Source organism: Enterocloster lavalensis, assembly GCF_046603895.1.
In the GTDB taxonomy this organism is placed as follows: Bacteria; Bacillota; Clostridia; order Lachnospirales; family Lachnospiraceae; genus Enterocloster; species Enterocloster lavalensis.
On record NZ_CP176637.1, the window covers coordinates 1,574,295 to 1,599,319 of the forward strand.

Sequence of the window (25,025 nt, forward strand, 5' to 3'; positions counted from 1 at the left end):
CCCTGCAAAACACCCTCCGTCCAAGCGCCCACTTCCGCGCTCACACCTCATTGTCCTGCAGGGGTAATTTATCTATTTTTTACTTACCTATTATATCTATCCCATAAACATCCGCCCCACGCCCCCATCTCCCCGGGGCGCATCGCGGGGCGTCCGCCGCCTAAACTCAGAACCACCAGTTCGTCACATTCAGCGTCATGGTATGGCAACAGGAGATCATCGCGAACATAATCGTATTGATCAGCGCCCCCAGGTAAATCTTACCGGTTTTCAAATACAGCCTTCTGGCGATAATGGTACACACGGTCTGAACGATAAACAGGCTCCAGGTCTGCATCACGCGGGCGCTGTTTAACGGAACCTTGCCCACCTGGGAGAAGGTGTAATACTGGTAAATCCACAGGCAGAACAGGCCGATGCTGTTGGCCACGCACATCAAAAGGACGTTGAGCCATTCCTTTCTCCCCTTCACCATACGCCCGATATTCTGGGTAAAGGCGTTGCTGAAGAAGAACAGTCCGTAAAGGATCATGAACCGGAAGGAAATCAGGAAGGGTTCCTTGGCGGGCCAGCGGATCACGTAGTTTCCAAGCCGGAATTCAAGGCCGAAGAAGAAGTGGCCGAAGCCCACAATGGCGTAACCCACTCCCACGGAGCAAACCGCCAGGAGTATGGTTTTCCAGATATTCTTCTTGTCGATCTTCATGTTCCACTGGGACGGCGGCATGAGCTTTGGCCCGTTGGACAGGAAGTAACGCAGGAAGAAAATGCCGACCGTCAAAAGTCCCGCGCTTGCGGACCACAGCGCCTGCTCCAGCAGCAGACCCTGGGGCCAGATTCTGGTTCCGAACAAACTTCTGGCTGCAAAAGTCTCGCCCTTGTGCCCGCCGATCCACATAGCCAGCTTCATCATGTATGTAATTGGAATAAACGCGCCGGCCGCCATGAAGCCCCAATACAGGAACTTGGTAAACGCGGTCTGCGGAGCCTGGGGCATATACACATCCTCCGGCGACTTCACCAACAGGCTGCTGAAGTAATTGGAGGTCAGCATCAGACAGCAGGAGGAGAACACCGCGCAGAAGAAGCCAATCATACCCAGCACCGAAAGGATCATGGAATACTGCCCTGTCATACTGCCCGCCGCAATGGGATTCGGAGCCGTAAATGCGTTCTGGAAGAAATCCAGGGAATTTCTGGTGGAAGCCGGTGAATAAGGGTTCACCATGTGAATTTCCTTGGGCTGGTAGAGCGCGCGGATGTACTCCTGCTCAGAGCCGTTCACCGTTCCCTTGTAAATTTTCCCCACCTCCACGGATTCCGTCTCGGCCAGATTATAGTTGTCCAGCTCGTTGATAAATACCCGTGCATTGTTGGAATTGGGGAAGGTCCAGGGGCCGCCCGCCTCCGTGGTGTAGTTGTTCTCGTCAAATGCGCCCGCGCTGACGCCGTAGTGCACGTCATAGGGCAGATGGATCTCGTCTCCGCTCTCCAGAACGTCGTCCGGATCGTAGTTCAGGTACGGAAGCCAGTTTCCCTTCACCGCCAGCTGCTGGTTGCCCATCAGGAAAACGGCCGCGATCTTGTTGGGTTTCCCCAGATACTCCTGAATCTTGTAATAAGCGTAGCAGGCGTCCGCCGTCTTGCCGCCCAGTGAATGGCCCTGGATGCCGATCTGGCTCTTGTCCACGATGGCCAGATTGTTGTACACGAACTCCACCACATCGGCCATGCCGGAGGTGGGGGCCGTGGTGATATCCTCAAAGCTGCTGCCCGGATTGGCCGTCACCAGGAAAAATGCATCCATGGGATTTTCCTTCCAGTTGGAGGCGTCCCCGTGGCCGTCACAGTCCATGGTAATGGCCACGAACCCTCTCTTGGCCAGCTCCAGGGAAATGAAATTCTGGCTCTCGCGCCCGTTGTAGCTTCCGTGCAGGGTAATCACACAGGGAGCCGGATTCTCAGGCGTTGCTGTCTTTGGCTGGTAAATGGTGAGGCCGATGTCGTGCCCCAGGCTGTCCACGATCTTGATGTCCTTGGTGATCACGCTGCCAAAATTCGTATCGATCAGCGCTGTTCCAAAAATGGAGATCAGGCAGACAATAATCGAGATCAGGAGAAATTTCGCATAAAATTTCCGATTCAGTTTCATCTGAAGTACCTACCTTTTCTTTGTGTGAGATTTTATAATTCCGTTTTCCCTTCCTCCGGCGCGGTCACCATCACGGACACGCCGTCCGGTATCACAGTGACGCTTCCGTCCGGCTTTCCAAGCAGCCGGTCCGCAATCTCAAGGGCCTCCTCCATGGAGCCGGCCGGTATCATGTGCAAGTCCCGCACCATTTCCTGCGGGGCGGAGGACACGTAAATGACCCTGGCCCGCTTCAACACCCTGGCAAAAATCTGGGACTGCCACTGGTCCGGTATGGTCTCCTCCGCCGGGGTTGCGAGAAAACGCTCCATCATGCGGTCCACGTCCGGCTCGTCCCGGAAAGTCTCGTAAAACACCTGCCCCCCGTGCCCGTCCTCCGACTTGGCCGCCATGATGATGACGCCCCCATCGTTGACCGTGGCCTCCGCGGTTGTCATACCCTTCACCGCCTGGTAAATGTTCTGGTCCAGCGGGTAGCCGCCGTTGGTGGAAACCACGATATCCGCGGGCACTGCCGGCGTGCGGCACCAGTCGTTCAGAAATCCCACGCCCTTTTGGTGAGCCAGATCACAGTCCCCGGCCACCGCGTGAATAATTTCCTTTTTCTGGTTAATCACCACGTTCACAATAAAGGCCAGCCCCGCCTTTTTGGCCGCGTAGATCATATCCCGGTGAATGGGGTTCCCCTCAATAATACCGGTCCGCGCGTATGGGCTGTCGATAAATGCGGAGCAATGGTTCGCCAGCACCGTTTTCCTGGCCGCCACCCCCGGAAGCACGCTCTTGCGCCCGCCCGAGAATCCTGCGAAAAAGTGCGGCTCAATAAAGCCCTCCGCGCACAGCAGGTCCGCCTCCACTGCCATGCGGTTTAAGATCAGCTCCCCGCCCGACGGCAGGGTTCCCAGAGAAACGAAATCCGCCGAATCCTCGCAGCTGTGAATCACGATCTTCTCCCGCTCTGCAATCTCCTCGCCGAACTTCTGGATCAGCTCCTCCCTGGTGGGCGCCCGGTGGCAGCCGGTGGCGATCAGGATCGTGATATCCGCCTCAGGATTACCCTCCCGTATCTCCCGGAGCATGGCCGGGATAATGTATCTGCTCGGAACCGGCCGGGTATGATCGCTGGCGATAATCACCACGTTGTGTTTCCCCTCCGCCAACCGGCTCAGCCTCGGAGACCCTTCCGGGTGTTCCAGCGCTCTCCTCACCAGCTCCTCCTCCCCCTGATCGGGGTGGTAGGTGTGAAGATGGGACTCCAGGACCGCCTTCACCCGGCTCTCAGGAAGCGAGAGGGAAATCGTTCCTCTCCCATAAGGTAAATCAAATCTCTTCATACTCCCTCCTTAACATTTGTAACTTTTCACAGAAATTTTATCGAATTTTTATAATTCCTTCAACTTCTGATTCGTTAAATTTTGAAACATTTTATAAAAAATATAGATATTTTCGTTTCAATATGTTACACTTGTTCCAAATATTGATAGTTGCGGTAAATGGAAAATGTTCCTGGCGCAGACGTTTCCCGGCAACGGTGCTTTTCAGCGCAGGCTCTTCCCGGCGGCGGCGCCATCCACGGCTGCCGCCCGGTATCCGTACCGCCGCAGCTGTCCGGCGTGCCGTTTTCCGGCATTTAAGCACATTTTATGGGGGAATACAGTATGGAGAAAACCATTCGGATCTTGGGAATTGCACCTTACGAGGCGCTTCGGGCGGCGATGGTCAAAATCGCCAAAAACAGACCGGATTTGTCTGTGGACATTTATCTGGGAAATATGAAAGAGGGCGTTGACATCGCCAAATTCCATCAGAACGAAAACTACGACGTGATCATTTCCAGAGGCGCCACCGCGCGTCTGATCAAAGAGGAAGTGCACATCCCGGTGATCTCCGTGGACTTCTCAGCCTACGACATTCTGCGGACCATCAAGCTGGCCGAAAACTATCCCTACCGCTACGCGGTGCTGGGATTTCCGGGAATCACCAAGGGAGCGCGGATTCTCTGCGACCTGCTGCAGAAGGATATGGAAATAATCACCATTTACCACGAGGAGGATGCGAAAGAGGCCATAAAAGATTTAAAGCAGAGAGGTATTTCCATGGTCATCTGCGGCACAGTAGGGGAAAATTACGCAAAAAAGATGGGGCTTGCCAGCATCCTCGTGCTTTCCGGTGACGAGAGCGTGGAAGCGGCCTTTGACCAGGCCGTGGAGATGAGCTACGGTTACGCCTATATGAGGCAGCGCAAGACATTGTATGAAACGATCCTGACCGGGGAACCGGAATCCCTGCTCCTCTATGACAGCAAGGGATCCCTCTTTTTTTCCAGCTGGGACGCCGGACACGGCGACGAGGCCCCCGCCCACCTGCCGGAATTAGCCACAATGCCGCCGGAAGGGATTGAGCGGGTGCAGGCCGTCAAAAACATCCTCTTCGAAATCAGCGGAAAATGGGTGGAGCTGGACGAACACCGCTACGCGCTGTTTCGGATCCGGGAAGCCAAAATGCCGGTGGGAGCCGGCCGGCAGGGCATTTTCTTCTTCAACCGGAATCAGGCGGAGAGCGACTATTACAACAGCTTTTACGCGGCCTCCGGCGCCCTGGGAATGATGGAGGGGCAGATCAATGCGCTGGCAAAAACCTCCCAGCCGGTGGTCATAACCGGCGAGGAGGGCTGCGGAAAAGATCAGATCGCCCGCTATCTCTATATCCACAGCCCGCTCCGGAACAATTCCTTCATCATGATCGACTGTGAGCTGATCAACGACAAGAGCTGGGCCTTCCTGATCAACAGCTCAGGTTCGCCCTTTGGCGAGAACAACCAGACCTATTACTTCAAAAATCTGGACCGCCTTCCAGACAACAAATACCGCCAGTTGGAATTTGTCCTTTTAGAGCAGAGTCTTCCCCAGCGCAACCGCGTGATCCCCACCTGCGTTTTGGAGAAAAATGGAAAGCTGCCGGAGCGGATTCTGCGGTTCATCAACCAATTCTCCTGTTCCAAAATCCGCCTGCCCTCCCTTCGGGAGCGCATGACCGAGTTCTCCATGCTCGCAAGCCTCTACATGGCCAAAAAGAACACGGAGCTCGGAAAACAGATTCTGGGATTTGAACCCGCGGCCCTGGAACTGCTCCAAAATTACGACTGGCCCTGCAATTACACCCAGCTGAAACGGGTGCTGGACGAGCTGGTTGGTATGACGGACACCTCCTATATCAGCCAGTTACATACCAGCTGGCTTCTGTCCGAGGAAAAAAGCATCTACGGCTCCGATTCGTCCCAGGACGCCATCGATCTCAACCGCACCCTGTACGAGATCAACCGCGATATCATCAACCGCGAGCTGGTCCGAATGAAGGGGAACCAGACCGCGGTGGCTAAGAAGCTGGGGATCAGCAGGACGACGTTGTGGAGGTATGCGAAGGAATAACATACGGTCGGATTCCTGGATAGGCGGAGAACGTACCCGGAAACAGGGGGCATCGGCTGACAAACCGGTCCCCCCTGCTTTTTACCCCCTATCCGTCCCTTCTCCCCCCAGCGCCTCGGCAAACGCCGGATTGGTCCAGGCCGTATTTCCGAAGGCGTCCACGCACTCGACCCGCACATACGCCTCCGCCCCCTTCAACTCATACCGGTCCCCGGTCATCATGTTTTCACCCGCATAGCGGGCCGCCCCGCGGGGCGGATACGTCACGAAATGAATCTCTTTTACCGGCGAGCAGCACACATAGATCGCCCCGTCCTCAATCCCCCAGTCATAAATCTCCGGCCCCATGGTCGAATAGAAATTCCCGTCCCCCACGGCTTCCATGATGGCCGGACCGCTTTTTTCCCGGGCATTGACCGAAATCCATCCGCCAAAGCGGTCGCTCTTCTGCGTTTTCCCGTGGGTATCGTCGCAGGCGATGCCGAGCACCCGCCGCCCCTCCCTCAGGAGCATGTCCCAGTACACGTCCGCCCGCCCGGCATGACAGATGCGCTCACAGCCCATGTTGAATACCTCAATGGCCTGATATCCCGTCAGACCGCTGATCTCCTCAGCTTCCATCCTGGAAAATACCGGGTGCGCCAAAACCACGAACTGGCCGTCGGCCCGCATGCTGTCCGTCAGCTGCTGGACCGTCACCTCCGAGGGGTCGGGCCGCTCCATGGAAAAAGCTTTCTGCTCCCCCGCCGGGCGGCCGGAAAGCCCTACCAGGTGAACGCATTTGGTTTTCGAGTAGGTGATGTCCCGTTCCCACCCCGGTATCAGGCAAATCCCTTCCAATTCCTGCTGAAAGGAATCCATAATGTTGTGGTCCGTAACCGCCAGAAAATCATAGCCCCGGTCCCGATAATCCCGGATCTGCCTGGCCGGTTCACACACGCCGTCGGAAACCGTGGTATGGCTATGGACATTTCCCTTCAGCCACATCCCCCTGTTTGCAAAAAAAGAATGTTTCATCTGATCACCCGCTCTATTGTTTTATCGTTACACCTTCTCCTCTATCTCTCTGGACCGCAAAAAACGACACGCCTCCGGCAGCCAGCCCCACCAGGCTGATCCATACATCCGGTATCAGAAGCAAAATACCGCAGGCCAGGAGCAGCAGGCGCATGGGCAGCCCGATGGGCCTCTTCCAATACCCGGTCACGCACATATCGATCAGGCATACGCCCGCCAGAGCCGTCGCAATCCCGAAAGCCACCTGGAAAACGCTTCCGTCCAGCATCAGCGCCGGATTGTAAATAAATGTAAACGGCACCACAAACGCCGGAAGCGACACCATACATGAGATCAACGCCACCCTCACCCAGGCCGCCTTCGCCAGCCCCGAGGCCATAAACACCGCCACGCACACCGGCGGCGTGATAGCGGAAAGGCAGGCGTAATACATCACAAACAGATGGGCCGGAAGAGGATTGATGCCCAGCGCGATCAGCGCCGGAGCCAGCACGGAGGCCCCCAGAACATAAGCCGCCGTGCTGGGAAGTCCCATCCCCAGCACGATGCAGACCAGCATGGAACAGATCAGGCAGAGGAACAGATTCCCCTCCCCCAGGGAGACGATCAAATCCGAGAGTTTGACCCCGAATCCGGTCAGGGACACCAGGGAAATGGTGATCTGGGAACCCGCCAGGATTCCGCACATCTCCACAATACTGTTCGTCCCCTTAATCGCCGTGGTAAAGCAGACCTTCCCCATAGCGCCCGCGCATTTCCCCACGCTCTTTTCCGAGACAAGGAACCACACCGCATAGGTAACCACTGCGCCGATGGTCGCCCAGAACGCCCCCATCATCACCGTATAGCCGCGCAGCAGATAGAACATGAATATCCCTAACGGAATCAGAATCACCAGATACTCTCCCACCCGGATCGTGGGTTTATCCGGCTCGCCGCAAATCTGGTCCCGCTTTGACACCAGATGGATCGACAAAAAGCAGCTCAGATAATATAATACCGCAGGCACCAGCGCCGCCTTGGCAATCGTCAGATAGTTGACCCCGATCAGCTGCGCCATGATAAAAGCCGCAGCCCCCATAATCGGCGGCAGTATCTGTCCGCCCGTGGAGGAAATGGCCTCGATGGCGGCGGACCACTCTTTCGAGTACCCGGCCCGCTGCATGGAAGGAATTGTAAATACGCCGGTAGCGACCACATTTCCGATGGCGCTGCCGGAAATCATACCGAACAAACTGCTGGCGATCACCGAAATCTTGCCGGAGCCGCCGGTGGCCCGCCCGGCCACGCGCTGACCGATCTTGATAAACGTCTCCGCCCCACCGGTGCCGGACAAAATCGCCCCGAAAATGCCGAACATTGCCAACATCGTGGCGGACAGCCCCAGCATGGTCCCCCAGATTCCCGTTGTGCCGTGATAAAAGGACTGGAACACCTTATTGAAGGAGAAGTTCTGGTGCGCCCACATTCCCGGAAACGCCTCTCCCCAGAACGCATAGATCAGAAAGGCGATTCCCAGCACCGGAAAGGTCCATCCCACCGACCTGCGGCTGGCCTCCAGCACCAGGATCACCAACAGCACCGCAAACACCTTATCCACTGTCGATAACCATTGCAGCGGATTATACACCACCGTCTTGTAGATGCTCACCACATAGAGACAGCTGGCGCAGGACACGGCTGCAAATATCACGTCGTACCAGGGGACATGATCCAGGTCATGTCCCTTTCTGGCGGGCTTTAATATAAACACCAGGGTCAGCACAAAGGCCAGATGGATACTTCTTTGGATCATATCCGAAAACAGCCGGACCCCCGTGGTGTACAGCTGGAACAAAATCAGGCACACGGAAAGCGCCTTCACCACATAATCCCAAAACCCCGTTAGCTTTCGCATAACCTCTCCTCACATCTTACGGATTTACCGGCACATACTCCTCCGGAATCAGTTCCTGCGGCACCTCGTACCCAAGCTCTGTCAGATACTGCACGGTCCCGGCGTGAAGCGGGGTGGAGGCAGCCTTCAGAGTCAGCTCCGGAATGTTGTTGTCTGCGCCGATCTGATAAGCGTTTTTCCAGGTATCCGCTTCCTCCTCCCACATGGCTTTCCACATGCGGTAGACCAAATCCTGGGAGAACGACATATCCACCTGCAGGCCCTGATAAGTGGATAAGGTCTGTACCTCATAGTCCACGCCATCGTAAACGCCCGCCGGGATCACCGCGCTTTTCACGCTGGGAATGGCTTCCAAAATGGTATTCAGCTGCTCGTCCGGGATGTTAATCATCTGGATGGGACGGTTGGTGTTCAGCTGCATCACATAGCTGTCCGGGAACGGTCCGGTTTTCACCGCGCCCACGATCTGGCGGTTGGAGTATGCGTCCGCCGCATCCGCCTGGGCGGCCTCAAAATATTCCGGTTTTATCCCCAGCACGTCAAGGGCCTCATGGGTCACCACGCTGGCCGCGGTCCCGGTTCCGCCGGGATTGAAGGTCTGGCCCTCCAGGTCCTCCAGAGACGCAATCCCCGTATCCTTTGCCACGCAGATCTGAATGGGCGAGCTCTCATAATACCAGAGAATCCTGAAATCCTTAAACGGTTCCTTAAACGTGCTGCCGGTCCCCGTATAACTCTCGTAGTCCGTGTTGGAAATACTGTTGGCTATGGAAATCTCCCCTGCCCGCAGCTGCTGGGTATTATCCACATTTCCCCCCGACTCCGAAACCGTAATATCCAGTTCTGGTAAAGTGGAGAGAACCTTTCCGATGGACACACAGTAGGGGAACAATCCCGAGCTGGAGGCCACCGCCGCCAGTGTCAGGTGCCGCACCTCGGTTTTTTCCTCCGCCTGTGTCTGCGCCTTCGTCTCCGCCGCCTGTCCGCCCGTTTCCCCCGAATTGCCGGACTTTGCGCCACAGGCTGTCAGTGCCATCATTGCTGCCAAACAGAACGCCGCGCCTCTCTTTAACGTTTTTCGCATGATACCTTCCTCCTTATGTATAAATACATGATTGATAGATAATATAATTTTAACTTAATGATTGACCGCAGTCAAATCAGATTATACAATATTAATATAATCAAAAATTATATTTTAAGGAGAGATGTCCATGCAGCTTAACTCCATCAACTATTTCGTCACCATTGCCCAGGAAAAAAGCATCAGCAAAGCAGCCGACAAGCTGTTCGTCAGCCAGCCGGCCTTAAGCCAGTATATGAAAAAAATCGAATCCGAGCTCAATACCCCTCTGTTCGTCCACGGGAACCGGAACTTTGAGCTGACCCAGGCGGGCGAAATCTTTTTCCAGGAGGGCCAGGTCATCCTCCAGCTCTATGAGCAGATGATGCGCCGGATCACATCCCTGGCCAACTCCAACCAGGAGATTGTCCACTTCGGCATTTCCCCATTTTACAGCAAATACTACCTGCCGAAGATCATCCCCCATGTGCTGGAACGTTATCCCTGGCTCCAGTTCAACATCATCGAGGAGCATTCCGTGTACCTGGAGGAGAAGCTGGCGGCCGGAGAGCTGGACTTCTGCGCCCTTCCCCTCTACCCCAAGAACCCGCTGCTGGACTACGAGGTGATCCACCAGGAAGAAATCTTTTTGGCTGTGCCCAGAAATCACCCGGTCAACGCCCTGATCACGCCGTCCTCCGGAATCTCCTACATCGACCTGCGCCTTGTGCGCAACGAGCCCTTCGTCTCCCTGAAATCCATCCAGAAATTCTCGGAGATGAGCCATCAACTCTGCGAGGAAGCCGGCTTCACCCCGCGCACCATCTGCGAAACCCTGAACTGGGACACCGTGGACACCCTGGTTGGCACGGGGCTGGGGGTGGGCTTTGTGCCCGAGGTCCTGGTAAAAGCGCCCACCACTGAAAACAGCCCCAACTACTACCGGATCTCCGCCAAGGCCTTCCGCCCCTACGCCATCGTCACCCAGAAAAACAGCACCATTTCCCACCCGGCCATGCTGATCATTGACTATTTCCGCAAGGCGTTTCAGGGTGGTTGATTCGGATGGCGTTCACGCCTTCGCCCACAGCACATTGCATTCAAAAACCCCCAGAGCCGCAACTCTGGGGGCGTCTAAATATCTGTCAATACGCTATTTTCTCAACTTACTTATTATTCAACGCCGCCTGCGTTAATATTTCAAAAGGCGTGTAAGCGGCTATCCTTATTCTATATCTTTGCAGCCTCAAAACCGGTTTTCTTAAGGAGTGTTCATATAATAGTATTACCGCATTTTCAAATAATCAAGTGGTATTCCCTTGCAATTTCGTCATTCATGACGATTATTTTACTATTCCAAATAGAATTATGATACTTTAATTCTTGCCTTAATTCTTCCTGCAAGGGCAACAACCACTCCATTTTATGTCCACGTATCACTAAAACAAATACAAAATCTGCCATCTTACCGGTTATAGCTTTTAAATCTGTACCGATCTCATCATAGTCGCTAAGCCGTCCCAAATACCAGGCGCAAAGCATATTAAAAGAGTGTATAAATTTTTCAGTTATTTCTCCTATAAATTCTTGATACCGATCCCAGCTTGTCTCTGACTTAGGACTGCTTGATTTCGCTTCTATAAACCAGAGACCGTTTTTTCCTTTAAGGAGTATAAACTCTACGCTCCTCACCCGGGACCCTGCTTCTTTATGCATTTGCGAATTTTCAATTTTAAATACTCTTCCTTGGTTATAATCGCCAAATATCATTCCAGACTCCGATATTTGCAATCCTATCTCACCACCAATCCAATTTCTTCATGGTACAATTTCATAAATGTCTCCATAATTGTATTGTGATCCAAATCAGCGAAGATTTTTTTGTTCTCATAACAAATAGCTTTATCTGCTTCTCTGTAGAAAGAGTGGAATTCTATTTTATCCTCGTTGTTTTTTCTGACATCAAAATATTTCGCTACAAAGTAATCATGAGTGGCAATAAAAATCTGAACGCCTTCCCTTTGCAACAACAATAACAATTCTACTATGACAGGAATGTGAATGGGATTAATGTTGGCTTCTGGCTCATCCCAGAAAAGAACTGCCCCCTTTTCTAACGTTCCATTTTTTATTAATTGCCATAATAATGCAATTTTCCGCAGTCCTTCCGCAACTAAATGGAATTCGATCTTAGCTTGTGACCCTGGCTTTAAATAAAATCTTTCGTTATCTATGGCAACTTTTCCATCACTGATTTTCTGCAATACATCTAAATATTTTTTTCTCTCTGAGCTATCTTTGCCTGGAGATACATTTACTTTTGCAGAAGCAATAATGTCCAAATACGTGTCATCGAAGTCCACATTTCCCTTCAAGACAGCTTCCGTTAGATTGTATGCATTCGATAAAATCTCTTTTGCAGGAATAAAAATGCTACTCAAATCAGAAAGTTGCTGCTCCCATCTTTCTTCATTTTTCACCTCTGCATCCCACTTTTTTGTACGTGTGGTAAATTTCATACTAATATAAGAAGTATCCGAAAAAACTTTTACAATTGCTGTTCCACCTTTATTTTTTCTGGCCACCAAGCGCTGTATACTGGAACCATCCGGTCTGAAAACCCTTATCGTTTTCTGTGAAAAAGAAGTATCATGCTTCACCGCCTGACACGCACTGTACAGCAATTTCATCACATGTGTCTTACCTACTCCATTTTCACCAATCAGGACATTTATTCCTTCAGTAAACTGAATATCCATTTTATCGAACACGGTAAAATTTTCAAGTTCAATTTTCTTTATGGCCATTTCGCACCTCACTTATGCCTGCCATTACAAGTTGGTTATTCTAAATGCTACACTACTAAACTATAACATAATTCTGTTTTTTAATAAACCCCATTCTAACAAATTGATTCCTGCCCTAATTTGCTTGTTGCGAACAAACGCCAACAGTATACTAAATTCATCAAAAGAAAGTCCCGGAGATATGACTCCAGGACTTTCGCTTTATGCATACATAAACAGCTCTTATCAACCAAATGGCCTATTACTTATTGTTGAGAGCCGCCTGCGCCGCAGCCAGTCTTGCGATCGGCACACGGAACGGTGAGCAGCTCACGTAGTTCAGTCCAACCTTGTGGCAGAACTCTACGGAAGACGGATCTCCGCCGTGCTCGCCGCAGATACCGCACTTCAGGTCTGCTCTGGCCGCGCGGCCCTTCTCGACAGCCATCTTCACCAGCTGGCCTACGCTCTCCTGATCCAGTCTTGCGAAGGGATCGGACTCGTAGATCTTAGCCTTGTAGTAGGAATCTAAGAACTTGCCGGCGTCGTCACGGGAGAAGCCGAAGGTCATCTGGGTCAGGTCGTTGGTTCCGAAGGAGAAGAACTCTGCCTCTTCCGCGATCTTGTCGGCGGTCAGAGCAGCTCTCGGAATCTCGATCATGGTACCGATGTGGTACTGGATGTCGGAATTCTTCTCAGCTTTCACCTTCTCAGCGGTCTCAACCACGATATCCTTCACGAATTTCAGCTCTTTCTTCTCGCCAACAAGCGGAATCATGATCTCGGGAATGATGTCGTAACCGCACTCTTCCTTCACTTCAATAGCAGCTTCCATAACCGCTCTGGTCTGCATTCTGGCGATCTCCGGATAGGTAACAGCCAGACGGCAGCCGCGGTGGCCCATCATGGGGTTGAACTCGTGCAGATCGTCGCATTTCGCCTTAACCGCCTCAACGGTCATGCCCATATCCTCAGCCAGAGCCTTGATGTCCTCCGGATCGGTGGGAACGAACTCATGCAGCGGCGGATCCAGGTAGCGGACGGTCATGGGTCTGCCCTCCAGAGCCTTGTACATAGCCTTGAAGTCGCCCTTCTGGAACGGAATCAGCTCGTTTAATGCTTCCTCTCTCTGCTCAACGGTATCGGAAAGGATCATCTTGCGGATCTTCGGGATTCTCTCCGCGTCAAAGAACATATGCTCGGTACGGCAAAGGCCAATGCCCTCTGCGCCCAGCTTAACAGCGTTTGCGGTATCGGCCGGTGTGTCGGCGTTGGTGCGAACACGCAGGGTTCTGAACTGGTCGGCCCACTCCATGATTCTCTCAAAGTTTCCGCTCACGATCGCTTCCTGAGTGGCGATATCGCCCTTGTAAATCTTACCGGTGGAGCCGTCTAAGGAAATGTAGTCGCCCTCGTGGAAGGTGTATCCGCCCAGCTCGAAGACTTTCGCTTCCTCGTCAATCTTGATCTCGCCGCAGCCGGATACGCAGCAGGTGCCCATGCCGCGCGCAACTACCGCTGCGTGGCTGGTCATGCCGCCGCGAACGGTCAGGATACCCTGAGCAGCGTGCATACCCTCGATATCTTCCGGAGAGGTCTCCAGACGAACCAGGATCACTCTCTCGCCTCTTCCGCCCTTGCCGGCGTCCTTGGCCTCGTCCGCGGTGAAGTAAACCTTACCGGCGGCAGCGCCCGGGGATGCGGGAAGTGCGGAACCGATTACTTCTCCGGCCTTCAGAGCTTCGGGAACGAAGGTGGGATGCAGCAGCTGATCCAAGGACTTAGCCTCGATTCTGCAAACAGCCTCCTCGGGAGTAATCATACCTTCATCTACTAAATCGCAGGCAATCTGGATCGCCGCGGGAGCGGTTCTCTTGCCGTTACGTGTCTGTAAGAAATACAGCTTGCCTTCCTCGATGGTGAACTCCATGTCCTGCATGTCGCGGAAATGGTTCTCCAGCTTCATAGCCAGGTTCATGAACTCCTCGTAGCACTCCGGAAGGTCTTCCGCCAGCTTGGAGATCGGCTGAGGTGTACGCACACCGGCAACCACGTCCTCGCCCTGTGCGTTGATCAGGTACTCGCCGTAAATGCCCTTCTCACCGGTGGAGGGGTTACGTGTGAACGCAACGCCGGTACCGGAGGTCTCGCCCTTGTTGCCGAATACCATGGTCTGTACGTTAACGGCAGTGCCCCAGTCGCCGGGGATGTCGTTCATGCGGCGGTATACGATGGCGCGGGGGTTGTCCCAGGAACGGAACACGGCCTTCACAGCGCCCATCAGCTGATCCTTGGGATCCTGCGGGAACTCCTCGCCGTTCATCGCGTCTTTGTAAACAGCTTTGAAACGATCGGCCAGATCCTTCAGATCATCAGCGGTCAGCTCGGTATCAAAATGTACGCCCTTGGCTTCCTTCATCTCGTCGATGATCTTCTCGAAGTAGGACTTCGGAACCTCCATTACAACGTCGGAGTACATCTGGATGAATCTGCGGTAGGAGTCGTATGCGAATCTGGGGTTGCCGGTCTTCTTGGCAAAGCCTTCAACCGCAACGTCGTTTAAGCCCAGGTTCAGGATCGTGTCCATCATGCCGGGCATGGAAGCGCGGGCGCCGGAACGAACGGATACCAGAAGCGGATCCTCGGTATCGCCGAACTTCTTGCCGTTGATTCCCTCTAACCAGGTAATCGCCTCAAAAATCTGATCCTGGATTTCCTGGGAAATCTGCTTGCCGCAGTTGTAATACTCGGTACAAGCCTCAGTTGTAACGGTAAATCCCTGGGGGATGGGCATTCCCAGGTTGGTCATCTCAGCCAGGTTGCAGCCCTTGCCGCCAAGCAGGTTTCTCATTGCCGCACTGCCTTCATGGAACTTATAAACCCATTTTGCCATAAGTTAATTCCTCCTCATGTTTCTTGTAGATTGGCTTTCTACGTCTGTTTTTGCCTATCTTAAAATCGGACGGAGCTAATGTATCTGCCTGTCCGTCCACCTCGTCCATTATATCACAAAAGCAGGATGAGTAAAGGGTTTTTCTGCGAAATACTAGAAAAATTGCATTAATTTTGCAGTAAAAATGCTTGTAAGCACTTTCATTTTCTGTCTTTTTCACATATCCGTTATCCGTTCGCATATACGATTTTGCTTTGTTCAACTCTCTGACTCTTTGGACTCTCGCATAAAAAAGAGGCTCCTCGATCCCGGGCTGTCCGGCTAATCTCTTTGTAAATACTTACATTTTTTTAACACTCATCCGAAAAAGAGGCCTGCGGCGCATGTGATGCCGCAGGCCTCCCCGGCCGGGCCAAACGTCATGACTCGTCATACCGCTTGGGAACCGGACGGTTCATCAATTTTAACAGGTCGTCCGCCGTACCCTCAAAGGGCTCAAACGGAATACAGGGGCAGCGCTCCAGATAGCTCAGGGCGTAAGCCGCGTGGGAGGCGATCCCATATTTCAGCGCCTCCTCGTCCAGATCAAAATGAGGGTTGTGGAGATCCGCCACAGCTCCCAGCGCTTCGTTTCTCACCCCCAGCCTGGCCATCACGCTGGGATAATAGGCCGCCAGGGTGGAAAAACTCTCCGATCCCAGACCCAGCTTTCCCTCCGTGAGACATTCGGGTCCGAACAGCTCCGCCACCGCCTCCGCCGCGATAGCCGCCGCCTCCCCGTTGTTGATAAGTGGAAGGCTTGGACCGGAAAATACCTTGTACTCCGGCTGGCAGCCGTATAAGACGGCGTTGGACTTGACAATGGCATCCAGCTTCTCCTTAAAAATCCCTCCAGCCTCCTGGCTGTAGAACCGCGCCGTGCCCTTGAATTCCAGGTACTCCGGCACAATGTTCCGCTTCTGTCCGCACTGCACGGAGCCGATATTCACAGTCAGCAGGTCCGCGGGAGAAATGTACTTCATCCGCACATCCTTCAGCTGATTCATAATGGACACGAAACAGTCGATTGGGCTGTTGGACAGATCCGGCCTGGAGCCGTGCCCGCCTTTTCCCGTAAGCCCGATCTCAAAGTTGACGTTGCCCGCATGGCTGGCCCCCTCCCGGATCCAGAACGTTCCGGACGGCAGGTCCGGATCTACATGAATGGCGTAGCAGCTGTCGATGCGGATCTTCCGGGCCTGAATGTATTTCATCACGTAATAGATACAGTTTCCGCCCTCCTCCCCGCGCTCGAACAGCAGGTATACGGTGCCGTTCATGTTTCCGGGCACCATCTCCGCGAGCAGCTTCGCAGCCCCCAAGAGCATGGCCATATGTCCGTCGTGGCCGCACATGTGAGCCACTCCGCTGTTGGCGCTGAGGCAACAGCGCGGTCCACGTCCATTTTCCGGGCTCTCCTCCATGGTCAGAGCGTCACAGTCCGCCCGCAGAAGCACGTGGGGCGCCGTTTCACTGTCCTCCGGTCTTTTTCCTGGAATCTCGGCCAGGATTCCGCCATCCGGAATATTGACATAGGAAATTCCCATCCGGTCCAGCTGTCCGCAGAGAAAACGGACGGTCTCAAATTCCCTGGACGTAGGTTCCGGGTGACGGTGGAAATGGCGGCGCATCTCCACTGCATAATCCAGTATTTCCCCGCTTCGTCTTACGATCTCTTCTATATTCATACGCCTTTTCCTCCTACATTCCGGTCCAGCCGGCGGCGGTCAGATAATACAGAAATACCGACGTCAGGACGGACAGGATGATCAAAAACGGAAACACAAATTTAACCCAGTTCTTTAACGGAACACCTGCGATGGCCAGAGCGCCCAGAAGCGAGGCGCTGGTCGGGAACAGCATATTGGTGTAGGCGTCGCCGTAGACAAAGGCGGAAACCGCCACCTGCCGATGGATATTCAAAGCATCGGCGATGGGATTGAGCACCGGCATCACCACCGCTGCCTGTCCGGAACCTGAAATAATAAAGAAGTTGAACAGCCAGTTAAACCAGAACATGGCAATGGTGCCGAAGCCTTTGTTCACATGCATGAGCGGTGCAGCCACTGCATTGACCATGGTGTGGAGAATATTTCCCTGGGTCATGGTCAGCGCAATGGCCCCGCCCAGACCGATAATAAACGCCACAAAGCCCATGGACTGGCAGCCCTTGGCAAAGGACTCCGCGATCTCGGTGGGCGATTTCCGGTACAGGAGCCCACATACCGTGGAGGCGATCAGCAGCACCGCCACCTGCTCCGGGTAGGTCCAGCCCTTCAGCACGCCCATAACCGCGTTGAGGATAAAGGAGCCCGCGGTGATCACAATCACCAGCAACGACATGGGGTTGAACAGCTCCTTTTTAATGTCGCCCTGAGGTCCGCCCACGATCCAGTCCGTGTTATCCATAAAACTCCTGGCCGGATTTTTCTTAACCCGGAAACAGTACCACAGCGCGTAGGCAACCGCCAGGCCGGTGATCACAAACAGCCACACGGTCCTCCAGCCCGCCCCGGAGTAGAGCGGCACCTCTGCGATCCCCTGGGCCACCAGCGTCCTGCCTTTAAGCGCTCCCGCAAAACCTACGCTGGTGGCAAAATAAGTCATAGCCATTCCCGCAATGGGATCCAGGCCCATTTTTGCCGCCACCGCCACTCCGATCACGGTGAAGGCGAAAAATGAATCATTTCCCCCGTAGGCGGAGAGGACGGAGAACAGAATCACCATCAGCGGCACAATCACCGCAATCCCCTTCTTCTGCAGCTTGTAAATGGCCCAGTTGAGAAATTCCTCCACCGCCCCGGTACTGATGATCACCTTCAAAGCGCCTCCCATGAAGATCACGATGCTCATCACCTTGGCCGAGTTGGTCATTCCGGTAAATATGTTGCGCAGCGCGTTCCACAGATTGACCGGCGTCTGCTCCACCGCGTGGTATGTACCTGGGATCAATGCCTTTGTCTCGGGATTCACATCAAACTGCCCTGCCGGAATGATATACGTCAGCAGGCTGGCGCAAATCAAAATCCCCAGAATAAACACCAGCATGTTGATGGAAATCCCCCGTTTTCCGCCTTCCTTTACCTTTTGTCTCATCATTACCCCTCCAATCTCTGTTTGTCCGTTTCGCTGTTCTGAAATGTTCCCCTCTTAAAGTCCATCTCACCTGCCTTTCCGTTAAATTTTTGTATAAAGTGCTATTTCTTGTTTCGTATTCGCAACTTTTGTGGTATATTATAGTCAAAATGTTTCTTTTTCTTCATTATAGTTGCGTATACGCAATTTGTCAATCGATTTGCCGTGTTTTTATTGCGTATACGCAACTTTTATGAAGCAGTTTTTGATAATATCCCCTGGGGACCGGGATTTGATTGGAGATCATATGATAGAATTAGGGAAAAAAATAAAAATGGTACGGGAATATAATGATTTAAGCCAGGAGGAACTGGGCGCCGTGGTCCAAAAGACCAAGAGCACCATCGGCAGATATGAGAAGGGGCTGATGGAAATTCCGGCCAAGGTGATTATCGACCTGTGCAACTACTACCAGCTGTCCTTAGATGCATTTGTGGAGAGCGATTATTACGCCAGCCACCAGCATAATCTGGAAAAAAATGTCTCCCTCAGGAAGGGGGCGCTGGCAGCTTTAGACCCCCAGCAGCTGGTCAATTACTTCAACCTGCTGCCGGACAGCGCAAAAGCCACCATTTTCGCCTACATGGAGATCGAGGTAGCCACCCGATCCTCCCAGGATATGATGCTGCCCTCCTCCGAATTTTACAAAAAACCGCCTATGTTTGGGTATATCGCGGTCTACTACTATAATTTTCTCTCCGAGCACGCCCGGAACAAGGTTCTCTCCTATATGGAGATCGAAATTCTCGCCAGCGAATCCGCCGCGCATCAGGAATGACTCCGCTCAAAGAATTCCTCCACCGCGAACTGTATTTCCGTGGCGTTAAAGCCCTCCTCCAGCGGAAACAGGAAATAGGTATTATCCGGTACCGACAAGGTAACGCACTGGCCTTTCCCCCGGTAGTCGTACTCCGTGTGGATGGAGCTCATGGAGGCTGCGGAAAAATGCAGCGTCTTTTCCCGCCCGTCCTCATAGTCCACAAAGGTCAGGTCAAATCCTCCCGGCCCGTGCGCCAGCCGCCCCGCGCCGCAGTCGATAAAGTTCACCGCGTTGGGCAGCGCTTCCACCCGCACCCGGATCTCCAGGCAATACCGCCTGGCCGCGATCCGTCTGCGCACATTCTCCCGCTGCCACTCGTACCAGTCGGGAATGTAGATTTCCGGCAGGGTGGAGGAACCTTCCCCATCCCCCGCATTTATCTGCCTCAGCGTCCCATACTCGTCCATCCGCCATCCGGCGCCGCAGGCCGTGCAGAACAGCTGGCTGCCCTTTGACGCCATCCGATGAACCGCGCCGCAGGTCCGGCACTGGTACAGCGGCAAATGAAGGCCCTCCGCCCGGAAGGAATCCGTGATCCGCAGCCCTGTCTCACGCTGCCATGCGTATTCGTCGTAGGCCAGAAGCCGGGATAATTTCCGGTAAATATCCCCCACCTCCGCGCGTTTTGCCTCCTCCGCCGTATACGCCAGTTCCGCCTCCGCCTCCAGCCTCGCTTCCCGCCGAATCCGCAGATTCCAGATGGGGGACTGTAAATAATTTCCTTTCATATTCAGCGTTACCACCGGCACCTTGCACAGCTTCACCAGTTTTGCCACCGCAAGCGGCAGCTTAGAGTTGGTCCCCACGTTGGCGTACCTGGCTTCCGGGTACAGCACCAGAATTCCCCCACGCCCAAGAACCCGGCAGATATTTTTTACCAGCGCCAGGTCGTCCACAAACTTCCGGGTGCCCAGACAGCCGGACTGCCGGTACAGCCACTCTCCAAAGTTCTCAAATCCTTCCAGCTCCGACACATAATTGGCCCGATGGGGAAACAACACCCGCGGCGTCACATAAAAATCCGTAAACGAGTGGTGAGTCGCCAGCACCAGAAACGGCGGCTTCAACCCCTTCATACCCTTTTTTCGTATTTTAAGCCCTGCTCTGGCAGTCACCAGGTAACACCAAAGCCAGATAAAGGGCATGGCCGCCGGATTCTGCCGCGGCGGTTCCCGAAAGCGGTCAAAGGGCTTTGGATCCGGAAGCTCTGTCAAATCCCGGCGCACGTAACGCCGGATCCCCGGCAGATTACAGAGTAGCCAGTAAATACAGCCTGACGCCAGGAACGAACACCCGGTGGGCGTCAGAGTAAACAAGAACCGATTGTGGATAACACCCGTTACCGGATTATAAATCATCAGGGAAAACGCCATTCCTGCGGCCAGAGCGGCTAGACCCACAACATTAAATCCCCGGGTATACACATACGCCTCATGGCCCTTCAGCCCGTAAGCACTGCGAAAAGCCAGCCTCTGCCGCCGCACAAAAAAGAAATCCACAAACAGCAGCGCGGCCAACGGCGCGTACACACAGGCGCTGATGGTCAAAAACGCGCCGAAATACTCCACGATTTTTCCCCATACGCACAGCGCGCCCACGTAAAACGCCAGGATTCCAATCAGCCTGCGGTAGTCCGTCTCCGGGAAGGACGATTTGAGCATCACTCCATAGATGTACGAGCCCACCGCCTGAGTGCCGATATTGGCGAACGCCACCAACAGCAGGGAGCAAAGGGCCAGGGAAGGCCCCGCCAGGACCGCCAGCATCTGGGTCGGATCCTCGGACATGGTTCCGGTCACATGCCGCATCGCGATGGCCATCACCGCGCCCACAACAACAAAAAATGAGCCGGACAGGCCCTGTCCCAGAACGCCGGCCAGGTATCCGCCCCGCTCCGTTTTCGCAAGCCTGGGCACCTCCGCCATACCGCCCACCAGCGTAATGACAAACGCAAAATTCGCCTCGATGGACATAATATAAGGCACGGCACGGTCCGCGTATTCCCCCGGCTCTGGCGTATAATTCCAGATCACCTCTGGCGGAACAGACCTAAATCCAACCGCCATCACAATGGCGCCCACTGCCAGAAGGGCAGGCACCAGAATCCGCGTGGTCCAGGTGATCGTCCCGATTCCGCGGCAGGCGATCAAGGTTCCGGCCAAAACGCAGGCCAATTCCAGCAGCAGATGGCTGCCCGGCGGCAGCGACAGGCCGTACAGACCCGCCAGATTCTCCATGGAGGAGGCGAACAGGTCGCAGCAGACCGCGTACCATGGGAAGTTGATGGCGATGATCAACAGGGATATCCACTTTACGCCCCGCAGTCCGAACACGCTCCGCAGCCAAATCCAGATGTCGATGCCATAGCGCACCGACAGGATTACCGGCAGCTGATACACCGCCAGCATCAGAATCGCTCCGAAAAACGCCCCGATGAGCAGCTGTTTAAATCCAACCAGGCTGGTCAGATAGGCCCCCTGGGTGTAACTCCAGGTGGCGATGCAGTACCCGGACAGCACCAAAAAGGCGTCCAGGAAGCCGTATCTTCGTTCCCCGGGCAGCACCGGCAGAATTCCGAACACCGCCTCCCTGGCAATCTGCTCTTCCACTCGTTTCATCCCTCTCAATGCCCTCCCGCTATGTCAGAAAATACCCGGCCGCCACAGCCGCCAGGCATCCGAGGACCACCGCTCCCGCCAGAACATAATCCCTTCCGGCCATCCGTCCAATGGCGGACTCATTTCCCCGCTCCATCTGTGAGATGCGTGAAAGAAGCTCCTTTTCAAACTCTTTTTTCTCTTCCGTGTCCATATTTCCCGCCCTTCTTTTCGTTCCGGCCTTTTCTCTGCGCTCCGACGTCGTAGTTTATCCGGCTTTTGCGCATCCGGGGGCCAGTCTAAACGACGATAACCTCCACGCCCTTCTCCCGGAACGCGGCTATGGCTTCCGGGTCACATCCACTGTCTGTAATGATCAGGTCAATTTTATCCAGAGAGGAGGACACATAGTTGGACACCTTGCCGATCTTTGAGTGGTCGGCCAGAAGGATCACCATCCCCCTGGTGTGGCCGATCATGGCAGCATTCACCCCGCACTCCTGGTAATTCCAGGTGGTCATTCCCCGCTCCGGGTCCAGGGCCTTTACGCCCAGGATCGTGCAGTTGCTGTAGATCCCGCCGATGGTATTTACCGTGATCTCGCCCACATAGGATTTCGACCGCTCCATATAATTGCCGCCCAGGCTGAGAATCTCCACTCCCGGATGCTTGCTGCAGAAGGGGGCCCTGGCATTATTGGTCACCACCGTGACATGCTTGTCCCGGATCGCCTCCTGAAAAAACAACACCGTGCTTCCGCTGTTCATAAAAATGATATCGTCATTTTTGAGAAACTCGCAGGCCTTTTCCCCGATCCGTTTCTTTTCCTCCACACGGGGCACGCTCGTGAGATCAAACTCATAATTGCCGTTGTCGTTCGCCGTATCCGACTGTACCAAAGCCTTGGCCCCGCCGTGGTACCGCAGGAGGAGCTTCTGTTCCTCCAATGCAGTCAAATCTCTGCGAACCGTCAGGGGAGATACTGCAAAATATTCGCTCAATTCCTGGACTGAGGCTTCTCCTTTCTGTTTAACATAGTTGGCAATCTGAAGCCGTCTGCTATTATTTACAGTTCTCATGATTATTTTCCTTTTGCGTATTATTTACAACAGAACTATATTATCAGATTTTGGGCTAAAAAAGCAATACTTTATCCCCCTCTGCTCCCAATGTTTGCAGCCGGTCCGTCTTCCGGCGCAAATGCAGCCCGGAAAACCGCGCCAAAAGAAAACCCGCGTACACATCCTATACACGGGTTTTGTACTCTGTATTCAATTTGAGGTCATGAAACGGTATGGAGCTCTTAACTACTTTCATCCTTTCTGTCATGGCAAGTGTAGCTGGCTACTACATATGCAAATGGTTAGACAGAAAACATAAAGACAGCTAACCTAAAATGAAGGAGCTGTCGCTTTAGCGATTGAAAATCGTGAGCGGCAGCTTCCTTTTTTTCCCTTTCTGTCAATTCCTAAATGACATATCATTGTTTTGAACAATATTCCTCTCAAATAGCATACTTTAACAGACCTGTGTCACCAGGCCGTGTTTCTCCGATTCGATTTTTTCATTCAAGCTGCTTTTAATGCAAATAAATGTGTGCCGGTTTTTCCTTTTTGAATCTTATTATGCAGTTTGTTCAGATTCTTCGCCATTGCAAGTAGAACACTTTCGGCAAGGACATTTTGTGCGCCACGGCTTAAATATCTTCGGAACTGCATATCCTGTTTCAACTCCCCGAACGAACCTTCTGCCTGTATACTCCTGTTTATCCGCATCAGGATTCCTTCTTCTGATCGGATTCGTTCCAGATCTTCCTGTCTGTATTTCAGAAAGGTTCTTGCAACAGAAAGAACTTTATTTCTCTTTTCCATTGGGGTCTTGCAGTTGTTTCCTTTGATACACTCGCTTTTATAGGGGCAATTTTCACAGGAGGTACACTGATAAATATTTTTCTTACTGACATATCCTGTTTTCGATTTGGAATGCCGGATATATACAAGCGGCAGTTCCCTGCCGTTTTTACAAATATACAAATCTTTTTCTGCATCATAATCCATGTTTTCCATCCGGCCGATATCATTTTTATAGTTCCTTCTTTTAGAGATTTCATAATTCGATGGTTTTATGAATGCAGTCTGTCCGTTCTCTTCCAGAAACAGATAATTCTCTTCACTTTCATATCCCGCATCTGCAACGATCTTTATATACTTAAATTTCAGGTATTCTTTAGCTTCTTTGAGGAACGGGATCAACGTCGCAGTATCGGTCGGCTGCGGCCCGACCGTCAGCCAGGTAATGTATTCGGAGTCAACACCGTGCTGAAGGTTAAATGCCGGTTTTAGCTGCCCATTGCCCATAGCATCTTCCTTCATCCGCATAAAAGTCGCATCCGGATCTGTTTTGGAAAAACTGTTCCGTTCCCCGCAGGTGTGGAGTTTTTGCGTATAACCTTTTAATCGGTCCAGATAGTCCTCCAGTGTTTCAATACGTTTCTGAAGGGGCGTTTTTCTTTTACCGATTCCATGAACAAACTCGATATTTTCTTCCTGTTTCAGAACATACAGCTTTTTTCGCAGCCGTTTCACATGTTTTATTTTGACAGTATCTCCATGGACAATCCTTAAATCGTAAAGTTGTTCACATTCAGCAATCAAATCTGCGATTTTCACCAACAGTTTTGCCTGATTTTTGGTAACTGCTTTTTTCCAGACAAAGGTATATTTATTGGCGCAGGCTTCTATTTTAGTTCCGTCAATGAAGATTGCCTCCCCTGAAATTTCCCCCAAATCAAACAGCTTATTTGACATTTCAGCCAAAATCCTTTTGGCACATGGAGCAAAATGAAGGCTGCGGAATCTGGCGAAGGTGGCATGATCTGGGACAGAGGCCCCTTCCAGAAGGTACATAAAGTTGATATCCCTCTTACAGTTTTGTTCCATGCAACGGGAAGAATAATCACCGTTCATGTAAGAGTATAGAACAATTTTCAGAAGGGTTCTTGGCGATACCGTATTTATTCTCTCGTAGGTAGAATACAGGTCAGTTAAATCCATTCCCTCCACAAACTGACTCAGCAGCCGCACAGAATCGTCTTCCGGGATAATTGTTTCAAGATTCAGAGGAAGTTTTAGTTGATATCCGTCCTCATTCAAAGTATAATTCTTGTGTAAAGTAATAGGTAGTCGCATACTTATATTT

General features: G+C 52.8%; 17 protein-coding genes. 3 read left to right on the plus strand and 14 right to left on the minus strand.

Annotated elements, in window-relative coordinates:
* Positions 1–166: 166 nt before the first annotated feature.
* A complete protein-coding gene (locus ACK2JC_RS06935) occupies positions 167–2,152 on the minus strand; it encodes an alpha/beta fold hydrolase (protein WP_092368760.1) in 1,986 nt (661 codons plus the stop codon).
* Between the two features lie 32 nt (positions 2,153–2,184).
* On the minus strand, positions 2,185–3,486 hold the full coding sequence (gene larA, locus ACK2JC_RS06940; protein WP_320936061.1) for a nickel-dependent lactate racemase: 1,302 nt from the start codon (positions 3,484–3,486) through the stop codon (positions 2,185–2,187).
* 324 nt (positions 3,487–3,810) lie between these two features.
* Between larA and ACK2JC_RS06945 the strand changes: the two genes are divergently transcribed.
* On the plus strand, positions 3,811–5,580 hold the full coding sequence (locus ACK2JC_RS06945) for a sigma-54-dependent transcriptional regulator (RefSeq protein ID WP_320936060.1): 1,770 nt from the start codon (positions 3,811–3,813) through the stop codon (positions 5,578–5,580).
* A gap of 81 nt (positions 5,581–5,661) precedes the next feature.
* Here ACK2JC_RS06945 and ACK2JC_RS06950 read toward each other — a convergent pair whose 3' ends face one another.
* The 3 genes from ACK2JC_RS06950 to ACK2JC_RS06960 are packed head-to-tail and all read right to left on the minus strand — an operon-like array spanning position 5,662 to position 9,578.
* Positions 5,662–6,597, minus strand: coding sequence for a CehA/McbA family metallohydrolase (locus tag ACK2JC_RS06950; RefSeq protein ID WP_320936059.1), 936 nt, complete (start codon positions 6,595–6,597; stop codon positions 5,662–5,664).
* Between the two features lie 13 nt (positions 6,598–6,610).
* Positions 6,611–8,494: a TRAP transporter fused permease subunit gene (locus tag ACK2JC_RS06955; RefSeq protein WP_320936058.1), complete on the minus strand. Its 1,884-nt coding sequence runs from the start codon at positions 8,492–8,494 to the stop codon at positions 6,611–6,613.
* A gap of 16 nt (positions 8,495–8,510) precedes the next feature.
* Complete coding sequence (locus ACK2JC_RS06960; protein WP_092365036.1) at positions 8,511–9,578, minus strand: TAXI family TRAP transporter solute-binding subunit; 1,068 nt, start codon at positions 9,576–9,578, stop codon at positions 8,511–8,513.
* Positions 9,579–9,708: 130 nt separating this feature from the next.
* On the opposite strand from ACK2JC_RS06960, the gene ACK2JC_RS06965 reads away from it, so the two are divergent.
* Complete coding sequence (locus tag ACK2JC_RS06965) at positions 9,709–10,617, plus strand: LysR family transcriptional regulator (protein WP_092365039.1); 909 nt, start codon at positions 9,709–9,711, stop codon at positions 10,615–10,617.
* A gap of 236 nt (positions 10,618–10,853) precedes the next feature.
* On the opposite strand, the gene ACK2JC_RS06970 is transcribed toward ACK2JC_RS06965, so the two are convergent.
* The 5 genes from ACK2JC_RS06970 to ACK2JC_RS06990 form a co-directional block, all read right to left on the minus strand.
* Positions 10,854–11,327 carry a hypothetical protein gene (locus tag ACK2JC_RS06970; protein WP_320936057.1) on the minus strand — a complete coding sequence of 158 codons (474 nt, stop codon included), beginning with the start codon at positions 11,325–11,327 and terminating at the stop codon, positions 10,854–10,856.
* A gap of 23 nt (positions 11,328–11,350) precedes the next feature.
* Positions 11,351–12,364 carry an AAA family ATPase gene (locus ACK2JC_RS06975; RefSeq protein ID WP_118757463.1) on the minus strand — a complete coding sequence of 338 codons (1,014 nt, stop codon included), beginning with the start codon at positions 12,362–12,364 and terminating at the stop codon, positions 11,351–11,353.
* Positions 12,365–12,605: 241 nt separating this feature from the next.
* Positions 12,606–15,236 carry a pyruvate, phosphate dikinase gene (gene ppdK / locus ACK2JC_RS06980; RefSeq protein ID WP_368271834.1) on the minus strand — a complete coding sequence of 877 codons (2,631 nt, stop codon included), beginning with the start codon at positions 15,234–15,236 and terminating at the stop codon, positions 12,606–12,608.
* A 419-nt stretch (positions 15,237–15,655) separates the two neighbouring features.
* Positions 15,656–16,963, minus strand: coding sequence for an amidohydrolase (locus tag ACK2JC_RS06985; RefSeq protein ID WP_320936055.1), 1,308 nt, complete (start codon positions 16,961–16,963; stop codon positions 15,656–15,658).
* Positions 16,964–16,976: 13 nt separating this feature from the next.
* Positions 16,977–18,374: a YfcC family protein gene (locus ACK2JC_RS06990; RefSeq protein WP_092365048.1), complete on the minus strand. Its 1,398-nt coding sequence runs from the start codon at positions 18,372–18,374 to the stop codon at positions 16,977–16,979.
* Positions 18,375–18,657: 283 nt separating this feature from the next.
* Here ACK2JC_RS06990 and ACK2JC_RS06995 point away from each other — a divergent pair, with 283 nt between their 5' ends.
* The gene (locus tag ACK2JC_RS06995) at positions 18,658–19,188 is read left to right on the plus strand and encodes a helix-turn-helix domain-containing protein (protein ID WP_118757294.1); all 531 of its coding nucleotides are present in this window, start codon (positions 18,658–18,660) and stop codon (positions 19,186–19,188) included.
* Here ACK2JC_RS06995 and ACK2JC_RS07000 read toward each other — a convergent pair.
* From ACK2JC_RS07000 to ACK2JC_RS07015, 4 genes are all read right to left on the minus strand, one after another.
* Positions 19,179–21,848 (minus strand): cytosine permease, encoded by a 2,670-nt coding sequence (locus ACK2JC_RS07000; RefSeq protein ID WP_320936053.1) that lies wholly within the window; start codon positions 21,846–21,848, stop codon positions 19,179–19,181. The two genes, ACK2JC_RS06995 and ACK2JC_RS07000, sit on opposite strands and share 10 nt — an antisense overlap.
* Positions 21,849–21,867: 19 nt before the next feature.
* Positions 21,868–22,041 (minus strand): hypothetical protein, encoded by a 174-nt coding sequence (locus ACK2JC_RS07005; protein ID WP_166435035.1) that lies wholly within the window; start codon positions 22,039–22,041, stop codon positions 21,868–21,870.
* An 85-nt stretch (positions 22,042–22,126) separates the two neighbouring features.
* Positions 22,127–22,906 carry a DeoR/GlpR family DNA-binding transcription regulator gene (locus ACK2JC_RS07010; RefSeq protein WP_320936052.1) on the minus strand — a complete coding sequence of 260 codons (780 nt, stop codon included), beginning with the start codon at positions 22,904–22,906 and terminating at the stop codon, positions 22,127–22,129.
* A 489-nt stretch (positions 22,907–23,395) separates the two neighbouring features.
* Entirely contained in the window at positions 23,396–25,015 is a 1,620-nt protein-coding gene (locus ACK2JC_RS07015; RefSeq protein WP_411338466.1) for an IS1182 family transposase, read from the minus strand.
* Between the last annotated feature and the right edge of the window lie 10 nt (positions 25,016–25,025).

Excerpts from the sequence above, each read along its gene's own strand:
- ACK2JC_RS06935 (WP_092368760.1), bottom strand. The coding sequence starts at position 2,152 with ATGAAACTGAATCGGAAATTTTATGCGAAATTTCTCCTGATCTCGATT.
- larA (WP_320936061.1), bottom strand. The coding sequence starts at position 3,486 with ATGAAGAGATTTGATTTACCTTATGGGAGAGGAACGATTTCCCTCTCG.
- ACK2JC_RS06945 (WP_320936060.1), top strand. The coding sequence starts at position 3,811 with ATGGAGAAAACCATTCGGATCTTGGGAATTGCACCTTACGAGGCGCTT.
- ACK2JC_RS06950 (WP_320936059.1), bottom strand. The coding sequence starts at position 6,597 with ATGAAACATTCTTTTTTTGCAAACAGGGGGATGTGGCTGAAGGGAAAT.
- ACK2JC_RS06955 (WP_320936058.1), bottom strand. The coding sequence starts at position 8,494 with ATGCGAAAGCTAACGGGGTTTTGGGATTATGTGGTGAAGGCGCTTTCC.
- ACK2JC_RS06960 (WP_092365036.1), bottom strand. The coding sequence starts at position 9,578 with ATGCGAAAAACGTTAAAGAGAGGCGCGGCGTTCTGTTTGGCAGCAATG.
- ACK2JC_RS06965 (WP_092365039.1), top strand. The coding sequence starts at position 9,709 with ATGCAGCTTAACTCCATCAACTATTTCGTCACCATTGCCCAGGAAAAA.
- ACK2JC_RS06970 (WP_320936057.1), bottom strand. The coding sequence starts at position 11,327 with ATGATATTTGGCGATTATAACCAAGGAAGAGTATTTAAAATTGAAAAT.
- ACK2JC_RS06975 (WP_118757463.1), bottom strand. The coding sequence starts at position 12,364 with ATGGCCATAAAGAAAATTGAACTTGAAAATTTTACCGTGTTCGATAAA.
- ppdK (WP_368271834.1), bottom strand. The coding sequence starts at position 15,236 with ATGGCAAAATGGGTTTATAAGTTCCATGAAGGCAGTGCGGCAATGAGA.
- ACK2JC_RS06985 (WP_320936055.1), bottom strand. The coding sequence starts at position 16,963 with ATGAATATAGAAGAGATCGTAAGACGAAGCGGGGAAATACTGGATTAT.
- ACK2JC_RS06990 (WP_092365048.1), bottom strand. The coding sequence starts at position 18,374 with ATGATGAGACAAAAGGTAAAGGAAGGCGGAAAACGGGGGATTTCCATC.
- ACK2JC_RS06995 (WP_118757294.1), top strand. The coding sequence starts at position 18,658 with ATGATAGAATTAGGGAAAAAAATAAAAATGGTACGGGAATATAATGAT.
- ACK2JC_RS07000 (WP_320936053.1), bottom strand. The coding sequence starts at position 21,848 with ATGAAACGAGTGGAAGAGCAGATTGCCAGGGAGGCGGTGTTCGGAATT.
- ACK2JC_RS07005 (WP_166435035.1), bottom strand. The coding sequence starts at position 22,041 with ATGGACACGGAAGAGAAAAAAGAGTTTGAAAAGGAGCTTCTTTCACGC.
- ACK2JC_RS07010 (WP_320936052.1), bottom strand. The coding sequence starts at position 22,906 with ATGAGAACTGTAAATAATAGCAGACGGCTTCAGATTGCCAACTATGTT.
- ACK2JC_RS07015 (WP_411338466.1), bottom strand. The coding sequence starts at position 25,015 with ATGCGACTACCTATTACTTTACACAAGAATTATACTTTGAATGAGGAC.